At 36.1% G+C, this 21,915-nt stretch carries 22 protein-coding genes and 1 tRNA gene; 6 read left to right on the top strand and 17 right to left on the bottom strand.

The window, feature by feature from the left end; translation table 11 throughout:
* Window positions 1–25: 25 nt before the first annotated feature.
* From ACFQ1K_RS13560 to ACFQ1K_RS13515, 10 genes are all read right to left on the bottom strand, one after another.
* Window positions 26–2,062 carry an ATP-binding protein gene (locus ACFQ1K_RS13560; RefSeq protein WP_320554215.1) on the bottom strand — a complete coding sequence of 679 codons (2,037 nt, stop codon included), beginning with the start codon at window positions 2,060–2,062 and terminating at the stop codon, window positions 26–28.
* A 133-nt stretch (window positions 2,063–2,195) separates the two neighbouring features.
* Entirely contained in the window at window positions 2,196–2,366 is a 171-nt protein-coding gene (locus ACFQ1K_RS13555) for a hypothetical protein (RefSeq protein WP_320554216.1), read from the bottom strand.
* 468 nt (window positions 2,367–2,834) lie between these two features.
* Window positions 2,835–2,908 (bottom strand) — tRNA-Asp (locus ACFQ1K_RS13550).
* A 74-nt stretch (window positions 2,909–2,982) separates the two neighbouring features.
* Complete coding sequence (locus tag ACFQ1K_RS13545; RefSeq protein ID WP_320554217.1) at window positions 2,983–3,912, bottom strand: DUF58 domain-containing protein; 930 nt, start codon at window positions 3,910–3,912, stop codon at window positions 2,983–2,985.
* A 67-nt stretch (window positions 3,913–3,979) separates the two neighbouring features.
* A complete protein-coding gene (trxA, locus tag ACFQ1K_RS13540; protein ID WP_320554218.1) occupies window positions 3,980–4,297 on the bottom strand; it encodes a thioredoxin in 318 nt (105 codons plus the stop codon).
* 102 nt (window positions 4,298–4,399) lie between these two features.
* Window positions 4,400–5,554 (bottom strand): serine hydrolase domain-containing protein, encoded by a 1,155-nt coding sequence (locus tag ACFQ1K_RS13535; RefSeq protein WP_320554219.1) that lies wholly within the window; start codon window positions 5,552–5,554, stop codon window positions 4,400–4,402.
* A complete protein-coding gene (locus tag ACFQ1K_RS13530; RefSeq protein WP_320554220.1) occupies window positions 5,548–5,847 on the bottom strand; it encodes a hypothetical protein in 300 nt (99 codons plus the stop codon). Before ACFQ1K_RS13530 ends, ACFQ1K_RS13535 begins: the two co-directional genes overlap by 7 nt.
* Window positions 5,848–5,930: 83 nt before the next feature.
* Window positions 5,931–10,316: a DNA polymerase III subunit alpha gene (gene dnaE, locus ACFQ1K_RS13525; RefSeq protein WP_320554221.1), complete on the bottom strand. Its 4,386-nt coding sequence runs from the start codon at window positions 10,314–10,316 to the stop codon at window positions 5,931–5,933.
* Window positions 10,317–10,451: 135 nt separating this feature from the next.
* Complete coding sequence (locus ACFQ1K_RS13520; protein ID WP_320554222.1) at window positions 10,452–10,994, bottom strand: ferritin-like domain-containing protein; 543 nt, start codon at window positions 10,992–10,994, stop codon at window positions 10,452–10,454.
* An 88-nt stretch (window positions 10,995–11,082) separates the two neighbouring features.
* Window positions 11,083–12,282: a DUF6252 family protein gene (locus ACFQ1K_RS13515; protein ID WP_320554223.1), complete on the bottom strand. Its 1,200-nt coding sequence runs from the start codon at window positions 12,280–12,282 to the stop codon at window positions 11,083–11,085.
* A gap of 214 nt (window positions 12,283–12,496) precedes the next feature.
* On the opposite strand from ACFQ1K_RS13515, the gene ACFQ1K_RS13510 reads away from it, so the two are divergent.
* From ACFQ1K_RS13510 to ACFQ1K_RS13485, 6 genes are all read left to right on the top strand, one after another.
* Window positions 12,497–13,009, top strand: a complete 513-nt coding sequence (locus ACFQ1K_RS13510) for a 30S ribosomal protein S16 (RefSeq protein WP_320554224.1) — start codon at window positions 12,497–12,499, stop codon at window positions 13,007–13,009.
* Between the two features lie 68 nt (window positions 13,010–13,077).
* Complete coding sequence (gene rimM, locus ACFQ1K_RS13505; protein WP_320554225.1) at window positions 13,078–13,608, top strand: ribosome maturation factor RimM; 531 nt, start codon at window positions 13,078–13,080, stop codon at window positions 13,606–13,608.
* The gene (locus ACFQ1K_RS13500; protein WP_320554226.1) at window positions 13,601–14,314 is read left to right on the top strand and encodes a tRNA1(Val) (adenine(37)-N6)-methyltransferase; all 714 of its coding nucleotides are present in this window, start codon (window positions 13,601–13,603) and stop codon (window positions 14,312–14,314) included. The genes rimM and ACFQ1K_RS13500 overlap by 8 nt, the downstream gene beginning before the upstream one ends.
* Before the next feature lie 60 nt (window positions 14,315–14,374).
* A complete protein-coding gene (locus ACFQ1K_RS13495; protein WP_320554227.1) occupies window positions 14,375–15,553 on the top strand; it encodes an acyl-CoA dehydrogenase family protein in 1,179 nt (392 codons plus the stop codon).
* Window positions 15,554–15,637: 84 nt separating this feature from the next.
* Window positions 15,638–16,333 (top strand): SGNH/GDSL hydrolase family protein, encoded by a 696-nt coding sequence (locus tag ACFQ1K_RS13490; protein WP_320554228.1) that lies wholly within the window; start codon window positions 15,638–15,640, stop codon window positions 16,331–16,333.
* A 29-nt stretch (window positions 16,334–16,362) separates the two neighbouring features.
* Window positions 16,363–17,259: a metallophosphoesterase family protein gene (locus tag ACFQ1K_RS13485; protein ID WP_320554229.1), complete on the top strand. Its 897-nt coding sequence runs from the start codon at window positions 16,363–16,365 to the stop codon at window positions 17,257–17,259.
* Between the two features lie 16 nt (window positions 17,260–17,275).
* Here the strand turns inward: ACFQ1K_RS13485 and ACFQ1K_RS13480 are convergent, their stop codons facing one another.
* The 7 genes from ACFQ1K_RS13480 to trmB form a co-directional block, all read right to left on the bottom strand.
* Window positions 17,276–17,626 (bottom strand): 2Fe-2S iron-sulfur cluster-binding protein, encoded by a 351-nt coding sequence (locus tag ACFQ1K_RS13480; RefSeq protein WP_320554230.1) that lies wholly within the window; start codon window positions 17,624–17,626, stop codon window positions 17,276–17,278.
* Window positions 17,619–18,671 (bottom strand): NAD(P)/FAD-dependent oxidoreductase, encoded by a 1,053-nt coding sequence (locus ACFQ1K_RS13475; protein WP_320554231.1) that lies wholly within the window; start codon window positions 18,669–18,671, stop codon window positions 17,619–17,621. Before ACFQ1K_RS13475 ends, ACFQ1K_RS13480 begins: the two co-directional genes overlap by 8 nt.
* Before the next feature lie 67 nt (window positions 18,672–18,738).
* Complete coding sequence (locus ACFQ1K_RS13470; RefSeq protein WP_320554232.1) at window positions 18,739–18,978, bottom strand: NifU family protein; 240 nt, start codon at window positions 18,976–18,978, stop codon at window positions 18,739–18,741.
* Window positions 18,979–20,118 (bottom strand): Mrp/NBP35 family ATP-binding protein, encoded by a 1,140-nt coding sequence (locus ACFQ1K_RS13465; RefSeq protein WP_320554233.1) that lies wholly within the window; start codon window positions 20,116–20,118, stop codon window positions 18,979–18,981. It lies immediately after the preceding gene.
* 132 nt (window positions 20,119–20,250) lie between these two features.
* Window positions 20,251–20,580, bottom strand: coding sequence for an MGMT family protein (locus ACFQ1K_RS13460; protein WP_320554234.1), 330 nt, complete (start codon window positions 20,578–20,580; stop codon window positions 20,251–20,253).
* Window positions 20,580–21,212, bottom strand: coding sequence for a LysE family transporter (locus ACFQ1K_RS13455; RefSeq protein ID WP_320554235.1), 633 nt, complete (start codon window positions 21,210–21,212; stop codon window positions 20,580–20,582). Before ACFQ1K_RS13455 ends, ACFQ1K_RS13460 begins: the two co-directional genes overlap by 1 nt.
* Window positions 21,213–21,215: 3 nt before the next feature.
* The gene (gene trmB, locus ACFQ1K_RS13450) at window positions 21,216–21,890 is read right to left on the bottom strand and encodes a tRNA (guanosine(46)-N7)-methyltransferase TrmB (protein WP_320554236.1); all 675 of its coding nucleotides are present in this window, start codon (window positions 21,888–21,890) and stop codon (window positions 21,216–21,218) included.
* Window positions 21,891–21,915: the final 25 nt, after the last annotated feature.

The raw sequence follows: 21,915 nt of genomic DNA, 5'->3' as shown, positions 1-21,915 counted from the left end.
AAAACCAAGAATATTATGGCTCATTTCATGCTACTGAGGTTCTGTACGGAATCTTAACACTAACAGTCGCACCATTTCCAGGCTTCGAGGTAAAGGTAATTTTTCCATTTATATCTTCCACTCGGGATCTCATATTTTTTAAACCAATACCCTTTTTACTTTTAGATGTATCAAATCCTTCACCATCATCAATGATGTCTAGGCAAATTACATTTTTTTCTAATGAAATACTAATTTTGATGCTATTGGCTTTAGCATGTTTATAAATATTTTGCATGGATTCTTGGATAACTCTGTAGATATTAATTTTTGTCTTATTAGATACCATATCCCAGTTAATATCATCTGTATAATTAAACTCCTTTGCTAAGCCATAAGCTTGTGTTTGATTTTCAATAAGTTCAGAAACAATATCCATAAAACCAGAGCCAGAAACAAAATCGGTATTCAACTCATGGGAAATCTTACGTATATCATCCTCAATAGTTTTTAATTGGCCGATGTAATTTGAACGCGCTACCATGGCATCCTTACCTTCTTTAAAATTGATACTATCCAGGCTTAGTCTAGTACCAAAAAGTCGTCCCAGCACACCATCATGAAGCTCTTCCGAGATTCGTTTTTTCTCAAGTGTCCTCGCTTCATCAACTTTGTCTTGTTGACTCAACATTAAGTTGTAGATATCTTCATTAGCCTTTTGCTGTACTTGTATAAGTTTTAATTTTCTGTTTTTGGCACGTTGGGAGATTACCAAATACACAAGTATAGCCGTTAATAGTAGCGCTGTGGATAAAATAATTAGATAAAGGTTCTCTCTTGATATTTGCCTATTTTCAGCTTCGAGCTGATCAGTTTCAAATTCTATCCGTGCAAATTTATTTCTTACAGCTCGTTCTACCTTTAAAAGACTATCACTTAACTTAATGTGTTCTTTGAGATACTTGGTGCTTTCTTCACCCTCTGTTAGGTCTGCTAGAATCATCATGGATTCCAATAATAAGTCATTTATCGGTATATCTTTAGAGATCCTGTAGCTTTGCTTAGCATAGTTAAATGCTGAATCAAACTTTTTATTGGCTTTGTAAAATTTCGCTAGATCTATTGATGCCGCTAATTTTGTGTAAGCATCATCGATACTGTCAGCTATTTTAAAAGCTTTATTAAAATCCTTTTCTAAATTTTGGTAATTATATCCCCCCTTTAAAAACTTTGTGAAGGCATAATTATTTAAAATCAATGCATAAAAACTGATATCATTTTCTTTTAAATACTTATTCTGAACTAATTCTTCAAATATCTCTAGAGATTTATCCATATCACCTTTCTCCCGATATGCAAATGCTAAATTATTTAAGGTCATCAATTTTAGTGACTCGCTATCATCAATTAGTGTTGTAGTATTTAGTGCTTGATTATGATAATCTATGGATTGCACATAATTTTCAAGTTTTAATGAAACTATGCCTAGGAGATTGTACGCATAGTATTTATCTAAATTTTGAGTTTCATATGCATCTAAACTATTAATAATTTTAAGGGCTTCTATTGCATTTTGTTCACTTCCTAAATAATCTTTTTCATCATCTTGAATTGTTGCGATTGCAGTCAAAACAGCTGCTTTTTCATTCAAAATATTTAAGGCATCATAATATTTTAGCGCCTGTAGATAATAACTATAAGATTCCGATGCATTATCCTCTATCTGATAATAGTAAAATCCTAGATTATTACTAGAGTTAGCGATAGCAGACGAATCATTTAGCCTTTGAGCAAAGGTCAGGTTTTGAAGTGTAGAATCTCTGAACAAATCATACTCACCAGTCAGCAAGTAAATGTAAGAAAGGTTTCTCTCACTTTTTAAAAGGGTTGTATCGCTTTTAGTTCTTAATGAGAGTGCAACTGCTTTTTTAGCATAATTAATGCGTTCTTCCTTTGATAAGGAAGATTTTTTTGAAGTTTCTCTAAGTGCATAAATAGAGTCTAGTAGGTCATCTTTCTCTTGACCAAAAACGGAAGAAAAGAATAAAAAAGAAAGTAGAAAAAAAAATATTTTAACTTTCAATGGCGTTGTTTTATACGCTCAAAGTTATAATTTTTTCGAGAAGTATCTTCAACTAATTAAACAATAAGAATAATCAACAACTTTAGCCTGTAACATTAATGCTACAGGCTAAAATCATTTATATAAATAACAATTATCCTTGGGAAGGTAATTTCACCGACTTTTTACTGTGCGCCAATAAGTCAATTTTTGTTGGCTGCGAAATATTACTATTTTCAGCAGTTTCTACCTTATCAGATTGCACACCAGATACTGTTAACATGGCAATGGCTACTAAAGCTAAAGTAATTTTTAGGGTTTTCATAAGTATCAATTTAGGGTTATATAGTCAATATTTTAGTGTAACGACTTTCGCTACGCTGAGGGAAGGGAATGGATAATTAACTATTATAGGTCTAAACCTAAAACTGTACTAAAATAAAACGAGGGACGTTTTAGTTAAATGTAAAATGGATTTTTCTTGGAAGTTTGATTTGAGGGCTTACAAGAACCACAAATATATAAGTATTCGCATCATAAGCAAAAGAATCGTCGATAAAATGTATTATTTTATCGTTAAATTGCTTTATTTTTGTTCACATCTTGTTGAAAACACCAATAATCACAACGCTCAAAAACAAAAAAGCATCCCGATTTTCTGAAAAGAAAAAAGGAAAGCCTTTCATTGGTAAATATCCAATTTGAATTGGATTTCTACACTTACTCAGAATTTATTCTGAGCACAACACAACGTCTTTATATCAAAAAAGCTTCATGATCCTGAAGCTTTTTGCGGTCTGGACGGGACTCGAACCCGCGACCCCCTGCGTGACAGGCAGATATTCTAACCAACTGAACTACCAGACCGTTGCATTATTGCGAGGGCAAATATACACTGCATTTTTAATTCCGCAAACAAAAAAGAAAAAAATATCACCCTGTTAAACAAATTTTTGACGCTCAATCATGTAAGTTGTCAATATTTGATTAAAGCCTTTTTTTATATCTGCTTCAACATATTTAATTCGGTACTGTCCACATCTTAATTTTATACTATTAAAATAATTACTCACAGATTCTTGGTAGTTCTGCTTAATATTATTTGGATATAGATTGATGTGCTCACCGGTTTCGACGTCAATAAATCGTTTTGGTCTATTATCAAAATTAAACTTCAGCTCAGTGGACTTATCAAACACGTGAAACAAAACCACTTCATGCTTATTGTGCTTTAGGTGTCTCAATGCCTCAAATAATCTATCATCCTCTTCCGAAGTCTGAAACATATCCGTAAAAACAAATATCAATGATCTTCTATGGATCTTTTCGGCAATTTGATGTAAATATGTATAGGTTTCGGTGCGTTTTGAATTTGGTTGCGAAACTACCGCTTCACTTAATTTGCTCAACAACATTTGGTGATGGCGTTCACTGCCTTTTTCTGGAGCATAGAAATCATATGCATCACTATAAATACTAAGTCCAACGGCATCACGTTGCTTTTTTAAAATGTGCATTAATGAAGCACAAGCAAGAGCAGAAAATGCCGATTTATTAAGATTATCTATTGATGTACCAGCAGTTTGTGGATAGTGCATTGAGGTACTATTATCTAAAATGAGATGACACCTCAAGTTAGTTTCTTCATCATAGCGCTTGGTATAAAGCCGGTCTGTTTTTGCATACAATTTCCAATCAATGTGCTTGGTACTCTCACCTTGATTATAAATTTTATGTTCAGCAAATTCTGCAGAGAAACCATGAAAAGGACTTTTATGCATCCCTGCAATAAATCCTTCCACCACCTGTTTTGCAAGCAGTTCAAGGTTTTTAAATCCGCCTGCTTTATTAAGCTCTAATTGTACATCCATTATATATCTAAACTAAAAAAGGTTTACCGTAATGGCAAACCTTTTATCATTTCTTTAAGGAGTCTATTTATAAAAGTGCATCGATTGCCTCTGCATAAGCATTTTTTGGTGCTACACCTACTTGACGTCCTACAACCTCACCATTTTGAAAAACCAAAACTGTTGGAATGTTTCTTACACCATATTTTGCAGCAAATTCCTGGTTGGCGTCTACATCAACTTTACCAACTACGGCTTTACCTTCATATTCTTGACTGATTTCATCTATGATAGGTCCTACCATACGGCAAGGCCCACACCAAGCTGCCCAAAAGTCTACCATTACAGGCTTATCGCTTTTCAATACTGTTTCTTCAAACGTTGCATCTGTTATTTCTAATGCCATAATATTTAGTTTAATATATTTTACTTCTATTGATATTTGCAAAATTAGTCAAAAATTTTGCCAAACCTTACAAAGACAGTATTTGATTTGACTATATAGTCATTACTGCGTTTTATTGTATTTTTTTAGGACTTGCACAATAGCTTCATTAAGATTTTGCCGAATAACCCTATGGTCCCTTTCTAAAACAGCTATAGCGATGCTAGTATCTAAATCAGGAAAATAACTGACTACTGTTCCCCAATAACCATTATGCCCAAAACCTTTAACACCATTAACCTCAATTGGTGTCAGCCCCAAGAAATACTCACCTTCCATTGGTTGAACTGGGTCCGCCTTGGTATAAATTAAATCTAATGTACTTGGCTCATCAAAAATTTTATGGTTAAATAAACTATAGAAAAATACCGCTAAGTCCCTACTTGTTGAGGCGATGCCTCCACCACCATACAAATCCGCCGAATGATCTAAAACATAACTGTCTAAACCTTCAGATGTTGAATATTGATATGCTAATGGCAACGTTTCTTCTGGATAGTCTTCGAGTGAAGAAAACCATGTTCTATCTAACCCCAGCGTTTTATACTTTAATAATTCTCTAATTGATGTATAGAATGGTTTTTGGGTAATCCTTTCAATAATTTCAGTGAGCAATAAATAATTAACATCGGCATAAGAAAAAACCTCACCAGGATCACCTAAGGGCTCTCCCAATGCTGTGGCTAATTTTATTTGTTCGTCTCTTGTAAATCTATGGCTTGGATTCTTACTGAGCATATTCATGTAGTCATCCGTAACAGCGTAATCGTGAATACCACTAGTATGGTTTAGAAGATTAACAACTTTTATTAAATCAGTCTTATACCCATCATTTCTTAAAAGCGCTTTGGTCTTATCGAAAATTAAAGTATCGATGGCTTGATTTAAATCTAATTTAGATTGCTCCACTAATCTTAAAATAGCAGCACTGACATAAGTTTTAGTGTTACTTGCTATTAAAAAAGGATGATCAGGTTGAAGCTTGGATTTGTCCTTATCTGAATAACCCGCAGCTCCACTCCACGAAATCCCATGTTTTGGGGATTCTACATGGACCAAAAGACCGACAGTATCTCTATTATGTTTATAAATGGAATCTATAATAGTTTGAAGGATTTCTGACTTATCTTCAGATAATGTCGAAGATGCTTTGGAGTCTTTGCAACTAAAATAAATTGTAAACAAAACAAAACAAAACAAATACTTTATTTTTACCATGCGCCACTTTTTGTTGTGGTTTCAATCTCTTCTACATGGTTTCTTTCAAAAAACAATGATGACAATTGAATATTTTCACCTTTAACACCTAACATTCCTTCACTACCAACACACATTCTATAATATTTTTCCGTCGCCTGACGAAATTGCTCATAGTTCAATTCATTTTTTAGTTCATCGGGTATAAATACTTCAAGTGGATCTTCTTCAAAAGTACCATCAGATCCTCCATACGGTTGTTGGACTTTGCATTCATAACTCCTGCCATTTATACTAAAATAAACGATAGACATTACATGTTCATTATTTGTTCCGATAATTTGAGTATTCGTCCTAGCCGAGCAATAATTTATTTTTACTTTTCCCATTTTTCTATTTAGTTCAATTTGTATTTAACATCCAAATCCTTTAATTCATATAATAATTCTTGTGATATCTTAACTTTCTGCTTACGACTTGGCATGGTTAATTTTAGTTTTTCAGAATTGTCATATACTAAAAAATTTAAATTTTTATTTCCTTCATGCATTCGTATTAAATCTTGTAATTGTTTAATCACATCTGCTTCTAAATCATGAATGTTTAACTGTATGGATAACTTTTTTGCATAGGTTTCCATAACATCATGTAGCAACTGAAAATTGTTAAACTGGATTCTAGGATCCCCTTTCTGCCCAGTTTCTCTATTTGTCCAACCTTCACGCACATAGGCACGTACATAAACAAACGAATTAACTACAAAAAAATGCCTGAATTTTAAGTAATCTTCACCAAAAATTCTGAATTCATAACTATCGGTATAATCTTCGATAGTAAACAAAGCCCAACCCTTTCCTTGTTTACTTATGCGATGTTGAACATCTGTAACAACACCTCCAAAAGTGATTTCCCTATTAACTATGGATTGTAAATCATTAAAGACAGAAATGGTTCCATTACAAAAGTTTTTCATTTCTATCTTAAAATCATCCAAAGGATGACCAGAAATATAAATTCCTACCACTTCTTTTTCTCGAGACAGTTTTTCCATAGTACCCCACTCTTCACATGGTGGTACCTGTGGTTCTGGAATCTGCACGTCACTGGACTCACCAAACAGACTCACTTGAGCTGAATTTTCGTTTTCTTGGTACTTGGCACCATAACGCATGGCCTTTTCTAAAAAGGTAATACCATCACCATCATTTGCGAAATACTGTGCTCTATGCGTATCTTCAAAGCAATCAAATCCTCCTGCGTAGGCTAAACCTTCAAAGGACTTTTTGTTTGCTGCCCTAAGATCTACACGCTTGGCTAGATCAAAAATAGACTTGTAATGCCCTCCTTCCTTTCTGTTTTCTACAATGGTTTTGACCGCTCCGTGACCAACACCCTTTATGGCTCCCATTCCAAACCGTACTGCATTATCCTTGTTTACCGAAAACTTGTAATAACTCTCATTAACACTTGGGCCAAGGACTGGCAAACGCATGCGTTTACATTCTTCCATAAAGAAGGTTACCGACTTAATATCGTTCATATTGTTAGACAGTACGGCTGCCATATATTCTGCAGGATAATGTGCTTTTAAATAGGCAGTTTGATAGGCAATCCAAGCATAGCAGGTTGAATGCGATTTGTTAAACGCATAGCTGGCAAAGGCCTCCCAATCCTTCCATATTTTTTCTAATTTTTCCTTATCCATTCCCTTAGCCGCAGCCTGATTAATAAACTTTGGCTTCATTTTATCCAGAACAGCCTTCTGCTTTTTACCCATGGCCTTACGCAGTACATCAGCTTCACCTTTTGTAAAATCTGCTAGCTTTTGGGACAATAACATTACTTGCTCTTGGTAAACCGTAATACCGTAGGTTTCTTTTAGGTATTCTTCCATTTCTGGCAAATCGTACACAATCTCTTCCTTACCGTGTTTTCTATTGATAAAACTTGGAATGTATTCCATTGGTCCAGGGCGATACAATGCATTCATAGCTATTAGGTCATCAAATACCGTAGGCTTTAAATGCTTCATATGTTTTTGCATCCCTGGCGATTCATATTGGAAAATTCCAACGGTTTCACCCCTTTGGAACAAGGCATAGGTTTCTTCATCATCTAATGGAAAATTCTCTGGGTCGAGCTCAATACCATGTCTTGCTTTAACAATCTTAACAGTATCCTTAATTAAGGTCAAAGTTTTTAGGCCCAAGAAATCCATTTTTAGCAGCCCAGCACTTTCCACTACTGAGTTGTCAAATTGCGTCACATATAAGTCAGAATCTTTTGCTACCGAAACAGGGACGTAGTTAGTGATATCGCCTGGTGTAATGATAACTCCACAGGCATGAATACCTGTATTTCTAACAGACCCTTCCAAGACCCTGGCTTGGTTAACAGTTTCTGCTTGTAAATCGGATCCATCTGAAATATTTAGTAACTGATTAACTTTCTCTAGTTCTTCGGCTCTAAACTTACTAGCTAATTCTTTTTCGCTCTTACCAAATATTTTCCCGAGCTTGGACATATTCGGAATAAGCTTTGCTATATGATCGGCTTCGTTTAAAGGCAAGTCTAAAACACGAGCTGTATCTCTAATTGAAGACTTAGCCGCCATAGTACCATAGGTAATGATTTGAGCTACTTGATTGGCTCCGTATTTATCGATAACATATTGCATGACCCGGCCACGACCTTCATCATCAAAATCAATATCAATATCCGGCATACTTACACGATCTGGATTTAAGAAACGCTCAAAAAGTAAATCGTATTTAATAGGGTCTATATTTGTAATCCACAAGCAGTATGCCACCACAGAACCAGCCGCTGAGCCTCGACCGGGACCAACAGACACATCCATTTTTCTGGCTTCGCGAATAAAATCTTCAACAATCAAAAAATAACCAGGATAACCTGTGTTTTCAATAACACTTAACTCAAAATCCAACCGTTCTTTTATCTCAGGTGTAATTTCACCATATCGCTTTTTTGCGCCTTCGTAAGTCAAATGTTTCAAGTAGGCATTCTCACCTCGCTTACCACCATCTTTTTCATCATCTTCATGCTTAAACTCATCTGGTATATCAAATGCAGGAAGTAATACATCGCGTGCTAACTCAAAAGGTTCAATTTTATCAACGACTTCTTGAATATTCACGATGGCCTCTGGAATATCCCTAAAAAGCGCCTTCATTTCTTCGGTAGACTTAAAATAATATTCCTGATTTGGCAATCCATAACGATACCCACGACCACGACCTATAGGTGTGGCTTGCTTTTCGCCATCTTTAACACACAATAAAATATCGTGTGCATTGGCATTCTCTTGTTCTACGTAATAGGTGTTGTTTGTTGCTACAAGCTTAATATCATATTTATGGGCAAACTGAAGCAATACCTGGTTCACACGGTTTTCATCCTCTTGATTGTGACGCATCAACTCTATATATAAGTCATCACCAAAGGTGTCTTTCCACCATACCAAAGCTTCTTCAGCTTGATTTTCGCCAATATTCAGGACCTTACTGGGAATTTCGCCATAAAGATTTCCAGTTAAGCAAATAAGGTCTTCTTTGTATTGTTCTATCAGTTTTTTATCAATTCTTGGCACATAATAAAACCCATCTGTAAATGCTGCCGATGACAACTTGGCCAGATTATGGTACCCTTTTTTATTCTTGGCCAAAAGCACAATTTGGTAACCATTGTCCTTTCTGGTTTTGTCCGTGTGGTCTTCACATACAAAAAACTCACAACCAACAATAGGCTTAATGAGTTTACCCTTTTTTTCTTCACCTTTCTCTTCTGCTTCCTTATGTTTTGCTCTTACGGATTTGTTATAATTTGAGACTGCCTGAACAAAGTGAAATGCTCCCATCATGTTACCATGATCAGTTAGAGCAACGGCAGGCATATTTTCTTTAGCAGTGGCTGCGACTAAATCATTAATACTAATGGTAGACTGTAAAATTGAAAACTGAGAGTGGTTATGAAGATGTACAAATTCAGCATCTGCCAACTTTGCAATAGCTTCCTTATTGGTTTGAGTCGGTACTTCTTGCGATTGCTCCTTTTGCAATCTTTGATTAATCTTGGCACTTTCGCGCTTAAGATTAAGGTGTTTTAACCCTATTAGTTGAATAGGTTGTGGATTAGCTTCAGAGAATTTCTCGAAATAATCTGGTTGCACATCCAATTCTTCCTTGGTATACTCTCTTCTTCTTATCAGTTCTAAAAAACAACGTGTAGTCGCCTCAACATCCGCTGTGGCATTGTGAGCTTCAGCAAATGGCTGATTGAACAAAAACTCGTGTAACTCGGTCAGGGTGGGCAACTTGAATTTACCACCTCTACCGCCAGGAATTTTGCACATCTCTGCTGTATGCTCTGTACAGGTGTCTAAAACAGGAAGTTCTTGCAATTGGTTTGCAATATCCTCTCGCACAAACTCCGCACCCATGATATTAAGATCGAAACCAACATTTTGACCAACTACAAACTTGGCTTGTTCTAAAACGACATTAAATTTTTCTAGAACCTCTATTAAGGGTATGCCTTGCTCTTGCGCTAACTCCGTGGAAATGCCATGTATTTTTTCAGCATCGTATGGAATATTAAACCCGTTTGGCTGAATTAAATAATCTTGCTGATCAATACAATTGCCCATGGCATCATGTAATTGCCAGGCAATTTGAATAGCTCTTGGCCAATTATCAGTATCAGTTATTGCGGCATCCCAACGCTTTGGTAAACCAGTTGTTTCCGTATCAAAAATTAAATACATAAATGCTGTTATCTTAGACTAAATGGAACTTTAAAATTACTAAATAAACCCTCTTTTTTGAGCAAAAGTTATAAACAGTTGTAAACAAAAAACCACGCTTTCGCGTGGTTTTAAACTTAACCTAAATTAGTGTTATTATGACAACACTTCTTCGTAAAGTTTTACTGAGTTTATTGCTGCTTCAATTGCATTTCTTTGCTCACGCAGCAACTCAATTAATCTAGAAGGGAAATGGTTATTGCTCAATAACTCATTATATTCATCTAAACTTGCCTTTTCACCTCTCAAAGCCTCTTTTAAGATTGTTTCTTCATTGTTTGAAGAAAATGTAGCCTTTAAAGTCATCCAGTTTCTGTGCATCACTCCTTTTAAGCTACCGGACTCTTCAGGAATTTCTCCATAGGTTAGAATTTCGGTTCTTAATTGTTGGGCAAATCTCGAACGCTCTTCTGCTCTTTTTTTAAAGAACTTTTTTACTTCGACATTATCAACGTCTTGCATGGCTTTAATATATCCTTTTTCGGCATCATAATTTTTTACCAGTAATTCGTTTAATTTGTCTGAAACTATTTTCTCGTACTTCATAATATCATTTTCATTTTTTAATTTCAATAAGTTCTTTATAGATGCGTATTGTTTCACATCTGCATCTATAGTATAACATCGATATGCCTTCAAGTCAAATAATTTAACAAGTTTAACAGCCTTTAACAAAAAAGCGCCATCCGAAACATCGAATAGCGCTTTTGAACCGTTTTTGTACGTTTTATGCTTGTAGATAATCCGGCACACCATTTCCATCAGAATCGTCATTGGTTGGATCACCATCCATGTTGGCATCCTCGTCTGCTGTAAGTATACCATCACCATCATCATCATTATCTAAATAGTCAACATCGCCGTCACCATCTGTATCTATTGGGTTTCCATCTGCATCAACAGCCTCCAAAGATGTTGGTACACCATCCCCATCATCATCATCATCTAAATAATTAGGAATACCATCCATGTCTGTATCATCATTATTGAGATCACCATCTCCATTAAAATCTTCAAAAACATTTGCTACACCGTCACCATCGTCATCACCACAATCTAAGCTATCTAATTCAGCTTGAATAAGACCTTCGTCGTCACCACAGAATTGAATTTGCTCTTGTAAATATTGCTGATATTGGGCGCATTTCTCATCAAAATTACCAATGGTAGCTGTATTGTATTGTACCTCAGCTTCGTTTCTATTGTTTGTAGCTATTTCACAACTTAACTGGCAATCCCCTAGATCATCTATCATTTGCTGAATAGAACCATCTAGATCACCACAATAGTCACGTTGAGTCGTTAAGGCTTGACGGTAAGCGTTACAAGCCGATTCAAATTCTGCACTACTCACAAACTCCAAAGACGCATCAAAAGTGGACTGATAAGCTGCAAGGGCTGTTTCTGATGCCATCTCTGTATCTATACATGTCAATGGATCCGTAGGAATTGTCCCTGAGATTAAAGGCACCTTAAAAAATATACCATTAGTGTAGCCTACAAAATTTAAACCCGATGAGTCAAAGGCTAAAAATCTAAAGGTCCCCGTAAAGGTATTGTTGGTAACATCGATTTCTTCAATGACTATTTCTCCAATTTCCGGATAAATGGAAATACTTGGATCAGGTTGGTTATTGGTTGAAAATGTTGTTCCAAAACCATCAATATACTCAGCTTCCATAGAGTTTACAACTCCAACAACAAAAGTACCAGTAGTGACAGAAGGCACTCTTAAATTTACGGTTTCTATATTATTGGTCCCAGTAATGGTTAAAAAACCACTATTATCAATACTAGCGGAGAATGCTTTTGCTCTCCAAAGCTTGTTAGCCCTATCACCTTGAAAAGCTGGAGAATTGAATTGAACTTCGTCGCCACAGTTAAACACAGATAACAAGATGAGAGATAAGACAATTAGTTTTTTCATTATTTATGTAGAAATTATCCTCAGTTTCAAATATAACGAAACAAGAGGTTCAAAAGTATAATAATTTTTTATTCTAGACTTATCGGAGATGACACTTTTGTTTAAAGACAATATCTTTCAGTTAAAATGGCAAAAAGGCTTGAAAATTAAAAAATTGTATTATCTTTGCGCCCTCATTAATAACAGAGGTCGAGAACCTCACTAATTAATTATTATGCCTGTAAAAATTAGATTACAAAGACACGGTAAAAAAGGAAAACCTTTTTTCTGGATCGTAGCAGCGGACTCTCGCGCTAAAAGAGATGGTAAATACTTAGAAAAACTTGGTGCTTACAATCCAAACACAAATCCTGCAACAATAGACCTTGATGTAGACGGAGCTGTAAAGTGGTTAGAAAATGGTGCACAGCCAACAGATACTGCCAGAGCTATCCTATCTTACAAAGGTGCGTTGCTTAAAAAACACCTTGCTGGTGGTGTTAAAAAAGGAGCTTTAACTGAAGAGCAAGCAGAAGCTAAATTCAATGCTTGGTTAGAAGAAAAAGCCGATAAAATTCAAGCCAAAGCTGATGGCTTATCTAAAGCGAGTGCAGATGCAAAAGCAAAAGCACTTGAAGCAGAAAAAGCAGTTAACGAAGCGAGAATTGCAGCCAATGCACCAGTAGTTGAAGAAGAGGTTGCTGAGAAAGTTGTAGAAGAAACAACTGCATCTAACGAAGAAGAATAAAAAATTTATTTTTATACTTTTAAACCCTGACATGTATCGTCAGGGTTTTTTGTTTGATTTAAAATCTCATGAAAAAAGAAGATTGTTTTTACTTAGGAAAAATTGTAAAAAAGTACAGCTACAAAGGTGAGCTTTTAGTTAAACTAGACACGGATGAACCTGAACTGTACGAAAATATAGATGCGGTCTTCATGGACCTTAGAGGAAATCTTGTTCCCTTTTTCGTAGAATCCTCTCAATTACATAAATCGGATTTACTGAGGCTAAAATTTGAAGATGTGGATACCGAGGTAGATGCTGAAGCTTTATTAAAAAGCGAGCTTTATTTACCATTGGAGTTACTCCCAAAATTGGATGGGAATAAATTTTACTTTCATGAAGTTATCGGTTTTAAAGTCATAGATAGCAACTTTGGTGAGGTCGGAACAATCACAGCAATTAACGACTCGACAGCCCAGGCTCTTTTCGAAATTGACAGAAATGGTATTGAAATCTTAATACCCATGAATGATGAATTCATAGTCAACGTTGATAAAACCAATAGAACTATTGAGGTAAAAACACCAGAAGGGCTTATAGATCTTTACCTTAATGAGTAAGCCTTTTAAATTCAAAGAGTTTACAGTAAACCAAGACCGATGCGCCATGAAGATTGGCACGGATGGAGTATTGTTAGGAACTTGGACTTCATTAAAACACAATCCTTTTAATGTCCTGGATATTGGTGCTGGTACTGGGGTTTTAAGTCTAATAATGGCACAACGTAGCAATGCACAACAAATTGAAGCCATAGAAATAGAAGACAATGCTTTTGAACAATGTTCAGAGAATTTTGAAAACTCACCATGGAATGAACGTTTGTTTTGTTACCATGCTTCTCTCTTAGAGTTTGTTGAAGAGGTTGAAGATACTTTCGATTTAATCATTTGTAATCCTCCATTTTATTCTGAAGATTATAAAACCGAAGACAAAACTAGAGACCTGGCACGTTTTAATGATGCCATGCCTTTTAGACACATTATTTATGCTGTAGCCCATTTACTTGGGCAAGATGGCATATTTTCAACCGTTATTCCCAAAAAAGAGGAGAGTAGCTTTATTGAATTGGCTTCTAGTATTGGTCTTTCCCCTAAACGCATCCTTCACGTGAAAGGTCATCCTGAAGCTGAAATAAAACGCAGTCTTATTGAGTTTTCATATCATGAAACAGCGGTGAAGACTTCAGAATTAATAATTGAAACCTCGAGACATAATTACACCCAAGATTATATTGATTTAACCAAAGATTTTTATCTGAAAATGTAAAGCTTTGTTGGGCAATGAAAACGATTTCGTTACTTTTGCTTCCTATAAAATAAAAGATATATGAAGCCAGATTTATTCGAAGCACCTGACTACTATAATTTAGACGAATTACTCACCGATGAACACAAATTGGTTCGTGATGCAGCCAGAGAATGGGTAAAACGTGATGTGTCGCCAATCATTGAAGAAGCAGCGCAAAAAGCAGAATTTCCTAAATCCATTATTGGCGGTTTGGCAGAAATTGGTGCTTTTGGCCCCTATATTCCAGAAGAATATGGAGGAGCAGGTTTAGACCAAATCTCATATGGTTTAATAATGCAAGAAATCGAACGTGGAGATTCTGGCGTACGAAGTACAGCCTCCGTACAATCGTCTCTAGTGATGTATCCTATATGGAAATATGGCACTGAAGAACAACGCCAAAAATACTTGCCAAAGTTAGCTTCTGGTGAGTGGATGGGTTCTTTTGGATTAACGGAACCAGACCATGGCAGTAATCCAGGAGGTATGACGACCAACTATAAAGATATGGGGGACTATTATCTTTTGAATGGTGCTAAAATGTGGATATCTAATGCACCTTTTTGCCAAGTGGCAGTCGTTTGGGCGAAAAATGAAGAAGGGCGTATTCACGGTTTAATCGTGGAACGTGGTATGGAGGGATTTTCTACCCCAGAAACGCACAATAAATGGTCTTTAAGGGCTTCTGCAACAGGAGAGCTTATTTTTGATAACGTTAAAGTGCCAAAAGAGAACTTATTACCTAACAAATCTGGTTTGGGAGCACCATTAGGTTGCTTAGATTCTGCTCGATATGGTATTGCTTGGGGAGCTATTGGCGCTGCTATGGACTGCTATGACACTGCCTTAAGATATAGTAAAGAGCGTATTCAGTTTGGTAAACCAATAGGCCAGTTTCAACTACAGCAAAAAAAATTAGCTGAAATGATTACCGAAATCACCAAAGCACAAATGCTTACTTGGAGACTTGGTGTTTTACGTAATGAAGATAAAGCAACATCTGCACAAATTTCCATGGCAAAACGAAATAACGTAGAAATGGCCATTAATATAGCTCGTGAGGCCAGACAAATGTTAGGTGGTATGGGAATTACTGGTGAGTATAGTATTATGCGCCATTCCATGAACCTGGAAAGCGTAATTACCTATGAAGGCACACACGACATTCATTTATTAATTACAGGTTTAGATATCACAGGTTTAAATGCCTTTAAATAAAAAAGTAAAAGGTACTTACCTTGTCAAAATGCTTCTCTGATTTGAGAAGCATTTTTATTTTGATAATATATTAACTTTACTGCTATGAAGAAGAGAGCGTTTATTCTACTGATTTTCTTAGGTTTTTTGAACTGCAATAACAACGACGATTCATTACCAAGAACGCCTAAAACCTATGATATTTTATCCTTAGGAGACAGTTACACTATAGGTCAGAGCGTTTGTGAAACATGTCGTTTCCCAGAGCAATTAAAGGATAGTTTAAGTAATCGATTTCCTAATGAAGATAGTTTTAACCTTCAGGTTATTGCCCAAACAGGTTGGACGACCACAAGCCTCATTAATAACATCAACTCACAAAACCCACCAAACAGCTTTGATTTAGTTACGCTACTTATCGGCGTCAATAATCAATACCAAAACAGACCCTTTTCTTTATATGAAGAAGAGTTTCCAATTTTAGCTAGTAAAGCATTAGAATTGGCCCAAGGAAATGCCAACAGAGTAATTGTTATTTCAATACCAGATTATGCCTACACTCCCTTTGGCCAAAGTTTTGGATATTCGCCCACAACATCCCAAGAAATAGACCAGTACAATACTTTTGCTCAGAATTACTGTAATGCCAATGGCATAACCTTTGTCTATATTACCGATATTACACGACAAGGATTAGAGAATCCTGATTTGGTAGCTCAAGATCAATTACATCCTTCTGAATTAGCCTATTCCTTATTTGTTGAGCGTTTGTTACCAATAGCAACAGAAAAAATCCAATAAGTTTTACTACTTTAGAAAAAACATTAGAAATGTCTTCTAAATCGAGGTTAGATCGTGCCTATAAAAATGCTCATCGTATTCATTTTGATGACACCTCAAAATTCATTTTGTTTAGTGATTGCCATCGTGGTGACAATAGTTTTGCTGATGACTTTGCAAATAACCGAAACATATATTTTCACGCATTGAAGCATTACTTCAACGAAGGATTCAGTTATTGTGAACTTGGCGACGGAGACGAACTTTGGGAAAATTTATCATTTGATACTATCCTAAATGCCCATAAAAATGTCTACATGCTCATGAAGCAGTTTCATGAGGACAACCGTCTACATATGATTTGGGGAAACCATGATATGGTTTACCAAGACCAAAAGCATGTTAATAAGAATCTATCGACCTACTTTGATCCAAAAGTAGGAGGAGATGTTGAGTTATTTTGTGATATCAAATATCATGAAGCAATTGTTTTAGAACATTCTGAAACTAAGCAAGAATTATTTCTTTGTCATGGTCATCAAGCGGATTGGTGGAATTACTTATTCTGGAAGTTGAGTCGGTTTATGGTGCGTATTCTATGGAAACCTTTAAATGTGATGGGTATTGCAGATCCAACTAGTCCAGCGAAAAATTACAAAGAGCTTATTAAAATAGAGCGCAGGACTAAAAAATGGATTGTAGCAAACAACAACTTAGTTACTATTACAGGACATACACACAGGCCTCGTTTTCCAGAACCAGGCGATATTGCATTTTTCAATGATGGTAGTTGTGTGCATCCTAGAAGTATTACTGGACTTGAAATTGAAAAGGGACAAATTTCGCTCATCAAATGGCAAATTGCCACAACCGATAACGGTACTTTAAAAATAGTAAGGGTTCTTCTTGAAGGTCCTACACCTTTGATAGATTATAAGACGGCCTAAATATAAATCTTTATCATTAAGACTCTGGCGCTAACTCCACCTCTAAGCCTTCCAACTCTGGAGTAATTGGTATTTGACAACCTAATCTAGAATTTTCCTTCACATAAAAGGCCTCTGACAACATTGCCTCTTCATCATCTTGCATTTCTGGTAATTTGGTATCACTAAGCACATAGCACTGGCAAGATGCACACATAGCCATACCCCCACACACACCAATAGTACCTTCTGGTGCAAGTTCATAAGAACGTACAACTTCCATGAGATTCATGGCCATATCAGTTGGTGCATCAACTTGATGGGTCACACCATCCCGATCTATAATTGTAATTTTAACGTCTTGATTTTCCAAAATAAGTTTACTCAATGGCTTTAACAACAGCTTTTGGGGCTTCTTTGCGCGTACCATCAAATCCATCTACGCCAGCTACGGTGGTATACTTTAAAACATAACGCTTCCCAGGGTTGATAATTTGATAAGCGGCTTGACACATTAAAGTCGCCTCATGAAATCCGCAAAGAATTAACTTTAACTTTCCTGGATATGTATTAACGTCACCTATGGCAAAAATACCTGGGATATTGGTCTGATAGTCTAGAGCGTTGTTCACTTTAATGGCATTTTTTTCTATTTCCAAACCCCAATCAGCGATTGGTCCCAATTTTGGAGATAGACCAAATAATGGCACAAAGTGATCACACTCTTTTTTGAAAACTTTGGCCTCTCGTTTTATAGTCACACTTTCTAGTTGACCTTCACCTTCAAGACCAATGACTTCTGCTGGAGTAATTAAATTAATCTTACCTGCAGATTTTAGCTCTTGTACTTTTTCTACTGAGTCCAAATGCCCTCTGAACTCATTCCTTCTGTGAATCAGGGTTACTTCTGAAGCTACATCGGCCAAGAATATGCTCCAGTCTAAGGCAGAATCTCCACCACCAGCAATCACCACTCTTTTATTGCGGTACATTTCTGGTTCTTTAATCATATACTCTACACCTTTATCTTCGTAGTCCGTAATATTATCTATGAGTGGTTTTCTTGGCTCAAAACTTCCTAAACCACCTGCAATAGCTACTACTGGCGCTTTATGCTTGGTCCCCTTATTTGTAGTAACTATAAAGGTACCATCCTCTTGTTTTTCAATAGTATCCGCACGCTCGCCCAATGTAAAACCAGGCTCAAACTGTTTACATTGTTCCATCAATTTGTCCGTTAAATCCCCTGCCAAAATCTCTGGGTAAGCTGGAATATCGTAAATAGGTTTTTTTGGATAAATCTCGGAGCATTGGCCGCCTGGTTGAGGAAGCGAGTCAATTAAATGACACTTAAGTTTTAAAAGACCAGCTTCAAAAACCGTGAACAATCCTGTTGGTCCGGCTCCTATAATAAGTATATCTGTCGTAATCATGTTATCAAGCGTTGGCGTCAAAATTAATAATGTAGTATAAGGTAGAATGTGACAAATGTCACACTTGCTACTCTACATTAATCACGCGCTCTATTTGAGGCGCATATTTTTTGATGGTCATTTCTACACCAGATTTTAAGGTCATCTGGTTTACACTGCAGGATGTGCAAGCACCTACCAATTGTACCTTAACGAATTTGTCGTCGTCAATAGACAATAAATTAATATCACCTCCATCACTTTGTAAAAAAGGTCGGATTTCATCTAACGCCTTTTGCACATTTAATTTTAATTCTTCTGAGCTCATCTATTTTTTATTTACTGCAGAACATCCTGCCATTGTTGTAATTTTTATCGCTTCCGTTGCAGGTAAGTTTTCGTTTCTATTCACAACTTCCTGAACCACATTTTTGGTTATAACTTCAAATGCCTGTTCAATTGGTGTTGCCGTTTGAAGCGCTGCAGGCCTACCTACATCTCCAGCTTCTCTTATGCTTTGAACTAAAGGCACTTCACCTAAAAACGGTACTTCTAAATCTTCTGCCAAATGTTTAGCACCTTGCTGTCCAAAAATGTAATATTTATTATTTGGTAATTCCTCAGGTGTAAAGTATGCCATATTTTCAATAATACCTAAAACGGGCACCTTTATACTGTCTTGCTGAAACATTGCAACCCCTTTCTTGGCATCTGCCAATGCAACATTTTGAGGTGTACTTACAACTACAGAACCAGTAATTGGAAGTGCTTGCATAATGCTTAAATGGATATCACCCGTACCAGGTGGCAAGTCGAGTAAAAGAAAATCCAATTCTCCCCAGGCAGCATCAAAAATCATTTGATTTAGTGCTTTTGAAGCCATAGGTCCTCTCCAGATGACCGCTTGATCTGGCTTTGTAAAAAACCCTATTGATAAGATTTTAACTCCATAGTTTTCGATAGGTTTCATTTTAGACTTACCATCAATATTTACCGAGAGTGGTCTTTCATTGGCAACATCAAACATAATAGGAATAGATGGTCCATAAATATCTGCATCTAATACACCAACTTTAAAACCCATCTTAGATAAAGTCACGGCTAAATTAGCCGTTACAGTAGATTTACCGACACCGCCCTTTCCAGATGCCACTGCAATAATGTTTTGAATTCCAGGAATAGGTTTTCCTTTAATTACGTTAGAAACAGGTTTTGCTGGTGCATCAACTTTAATATTTACCTTAATCTTGGCCTTTTCATAAACCTCCTTATGAATGGTTTGCAATATTTCTACTTCGGTTTTTTTCTTGGCTTGAAGACTTGGATTTTTAATCGTGATATCTACGATTACCTCATCAGCAAATGTCACCACATTGGTTACCGCTCCACTGTCCACCATATTATCACCTTCCCCAGGAACGGTTATGGTTTTCAGAGCATTTATTATGTCTTGTTTTTTAAGCTTCACTCTTATCTAGATTTAATCTAAATGCAAAGATAGTTAATAAAGGTAGAAGTAAGAAGTAGGTAACTAGAAGTTATTTATGGTTTGATTGACAGAATAGATGTAAGGAGTTTAATAGGAAGCCGAGAACTCAGATTACAATTCTTTTGAGGGATCCCAAAACACAGTATCAAAATCTTGAACTTGGTTATCATAAACTGTAACACCTTCGTTTTCGAGTAATTGCTGCATCAGGTTTGTGCCTTCAAAATGATGCTTTCCTGTGAGGAGTCCATTTCTGTTCACCACGCGATGCGCAGGCACATCGTTTCCATGGGAATTATTCATAGCATAACCCACAATACGGGCACTTCTAGTAGCACCTAAATATTTTGCAATAGCACCATAGCTCGTGACTCTTCCATAAGGAATGAGCTTTACGACATCATATACTTTTTCGAAAAACCCAAGAGTTTCAGGCTTCATTATAATTCTTTCAGAATATTAATAAACGTTATCAGAGCCACTATACCAGTAATGATGCCTATACTGTAATTCATACTTTTTTGAGAAGTGAATTTTTTGTCTTTTATTTTATCAAAAAAGAAAATATAAAAGTAGAGCATTACAAAGGTACCCATAGCTGCACCTGTAACGTAGGTCACTATACTCGTTTTTTCAAAATCCATCCAACCGAATGAGGCTAAGGTGATAGTCATGTAGGCTTGGTAAGGAATAGGAAACACATTGAGCGAAGACATGAGCATACCATGAAAAAAACGGCTTCGTTTACTCATAACATCTTCATCTTCTACACTGCTCTCTTTATGATTTCTTGCAATAACAAGGAAATAAATGGTTATCAATACAAATATGACAAAAGCCACACGCTGAAGTATTTCTACGATATCAGGTCTGTTTGATAAATAACGTGCAAAGATAGCCGCTATATATGTTTGAATAAAAACCACTAAACAGACCCCAGAAGAAAAGGTAATACCTCGACTCGGCCCTTCCTTAAGACTAATTTTAGCTGCTGTCATGTTGAGCAAACCAGGTGGAATAACACCAATGAGTGCAACAAAAAGTCCGAGGAAAAAGACAACGGTAATGCTCAAATTTTAGTTGATTTTAAATCTAATATACGTAATTGCTTTGTCTTTTTCTAAATACTGGTTTTCGTAAAAGGTTTGTATTTGCGTCACTTCTTCAGGACTACCTTCTAATTTGTAAACGTTATGGTTAGCATATAACACCTCGTAACCCAGACCATGAAGCAATCCAAGGGTATATCCATGCATAAACTCACTATCAGTCTTTAAGTGCATTAACCCATTTGGCTTAAGAATCTTTTTATAACGCTCTAAAAACTGAATATTGGTTAATCTGTGTTTGGTTCTTTTATATTTTATCTGAGGGTCAGGAAACGTGATCCATATTTCATCGACTTCGTTTTCTTCAAAAGCAAATTCTATCAACTCAATTTGAGTTCTTAAAAAAGCTGCATTGTCTATTTTCTCTTCTATTGCCGTTTTTGCTCCCCTCCAAAATCTGGCACCTTTTATATCTATACCAACAAAGTTTTTGTTAGGATAACGCTGTGCTAAACCAACTGTGTATTCTCCTTTACCACAACCTAATTCTAATACCAATGGATTTTGGTTTTTAAACACTACTTGTTTCCAATTACCCTTTAGATTATAGTGCCCTTCTATAAGCTCTGCCCTAGACGGCTGAAAAACGTTATCAAAGGTTTCATTTTCCTTAAATCTTTTGAGTTTGTTTTTGCTTCCCACGTTTTACGACTTAATAATAATTTGG

This window comes from Winogradskyella aquimaris, assembly GCF_042676105.1.
GTDB classification, from domain to species: Bacteria; Bacteroidota; Bacteroidia; order Flavobacteriales; family Flavobacteriaceae; genus Winogradskyella; species Winogradskyella aquimaris.
The sequence above is the reverse complement of the archived record's forward strand: the minus strand, read 5'-3'. Positions and strand labels throughout refer to the sequence as shown.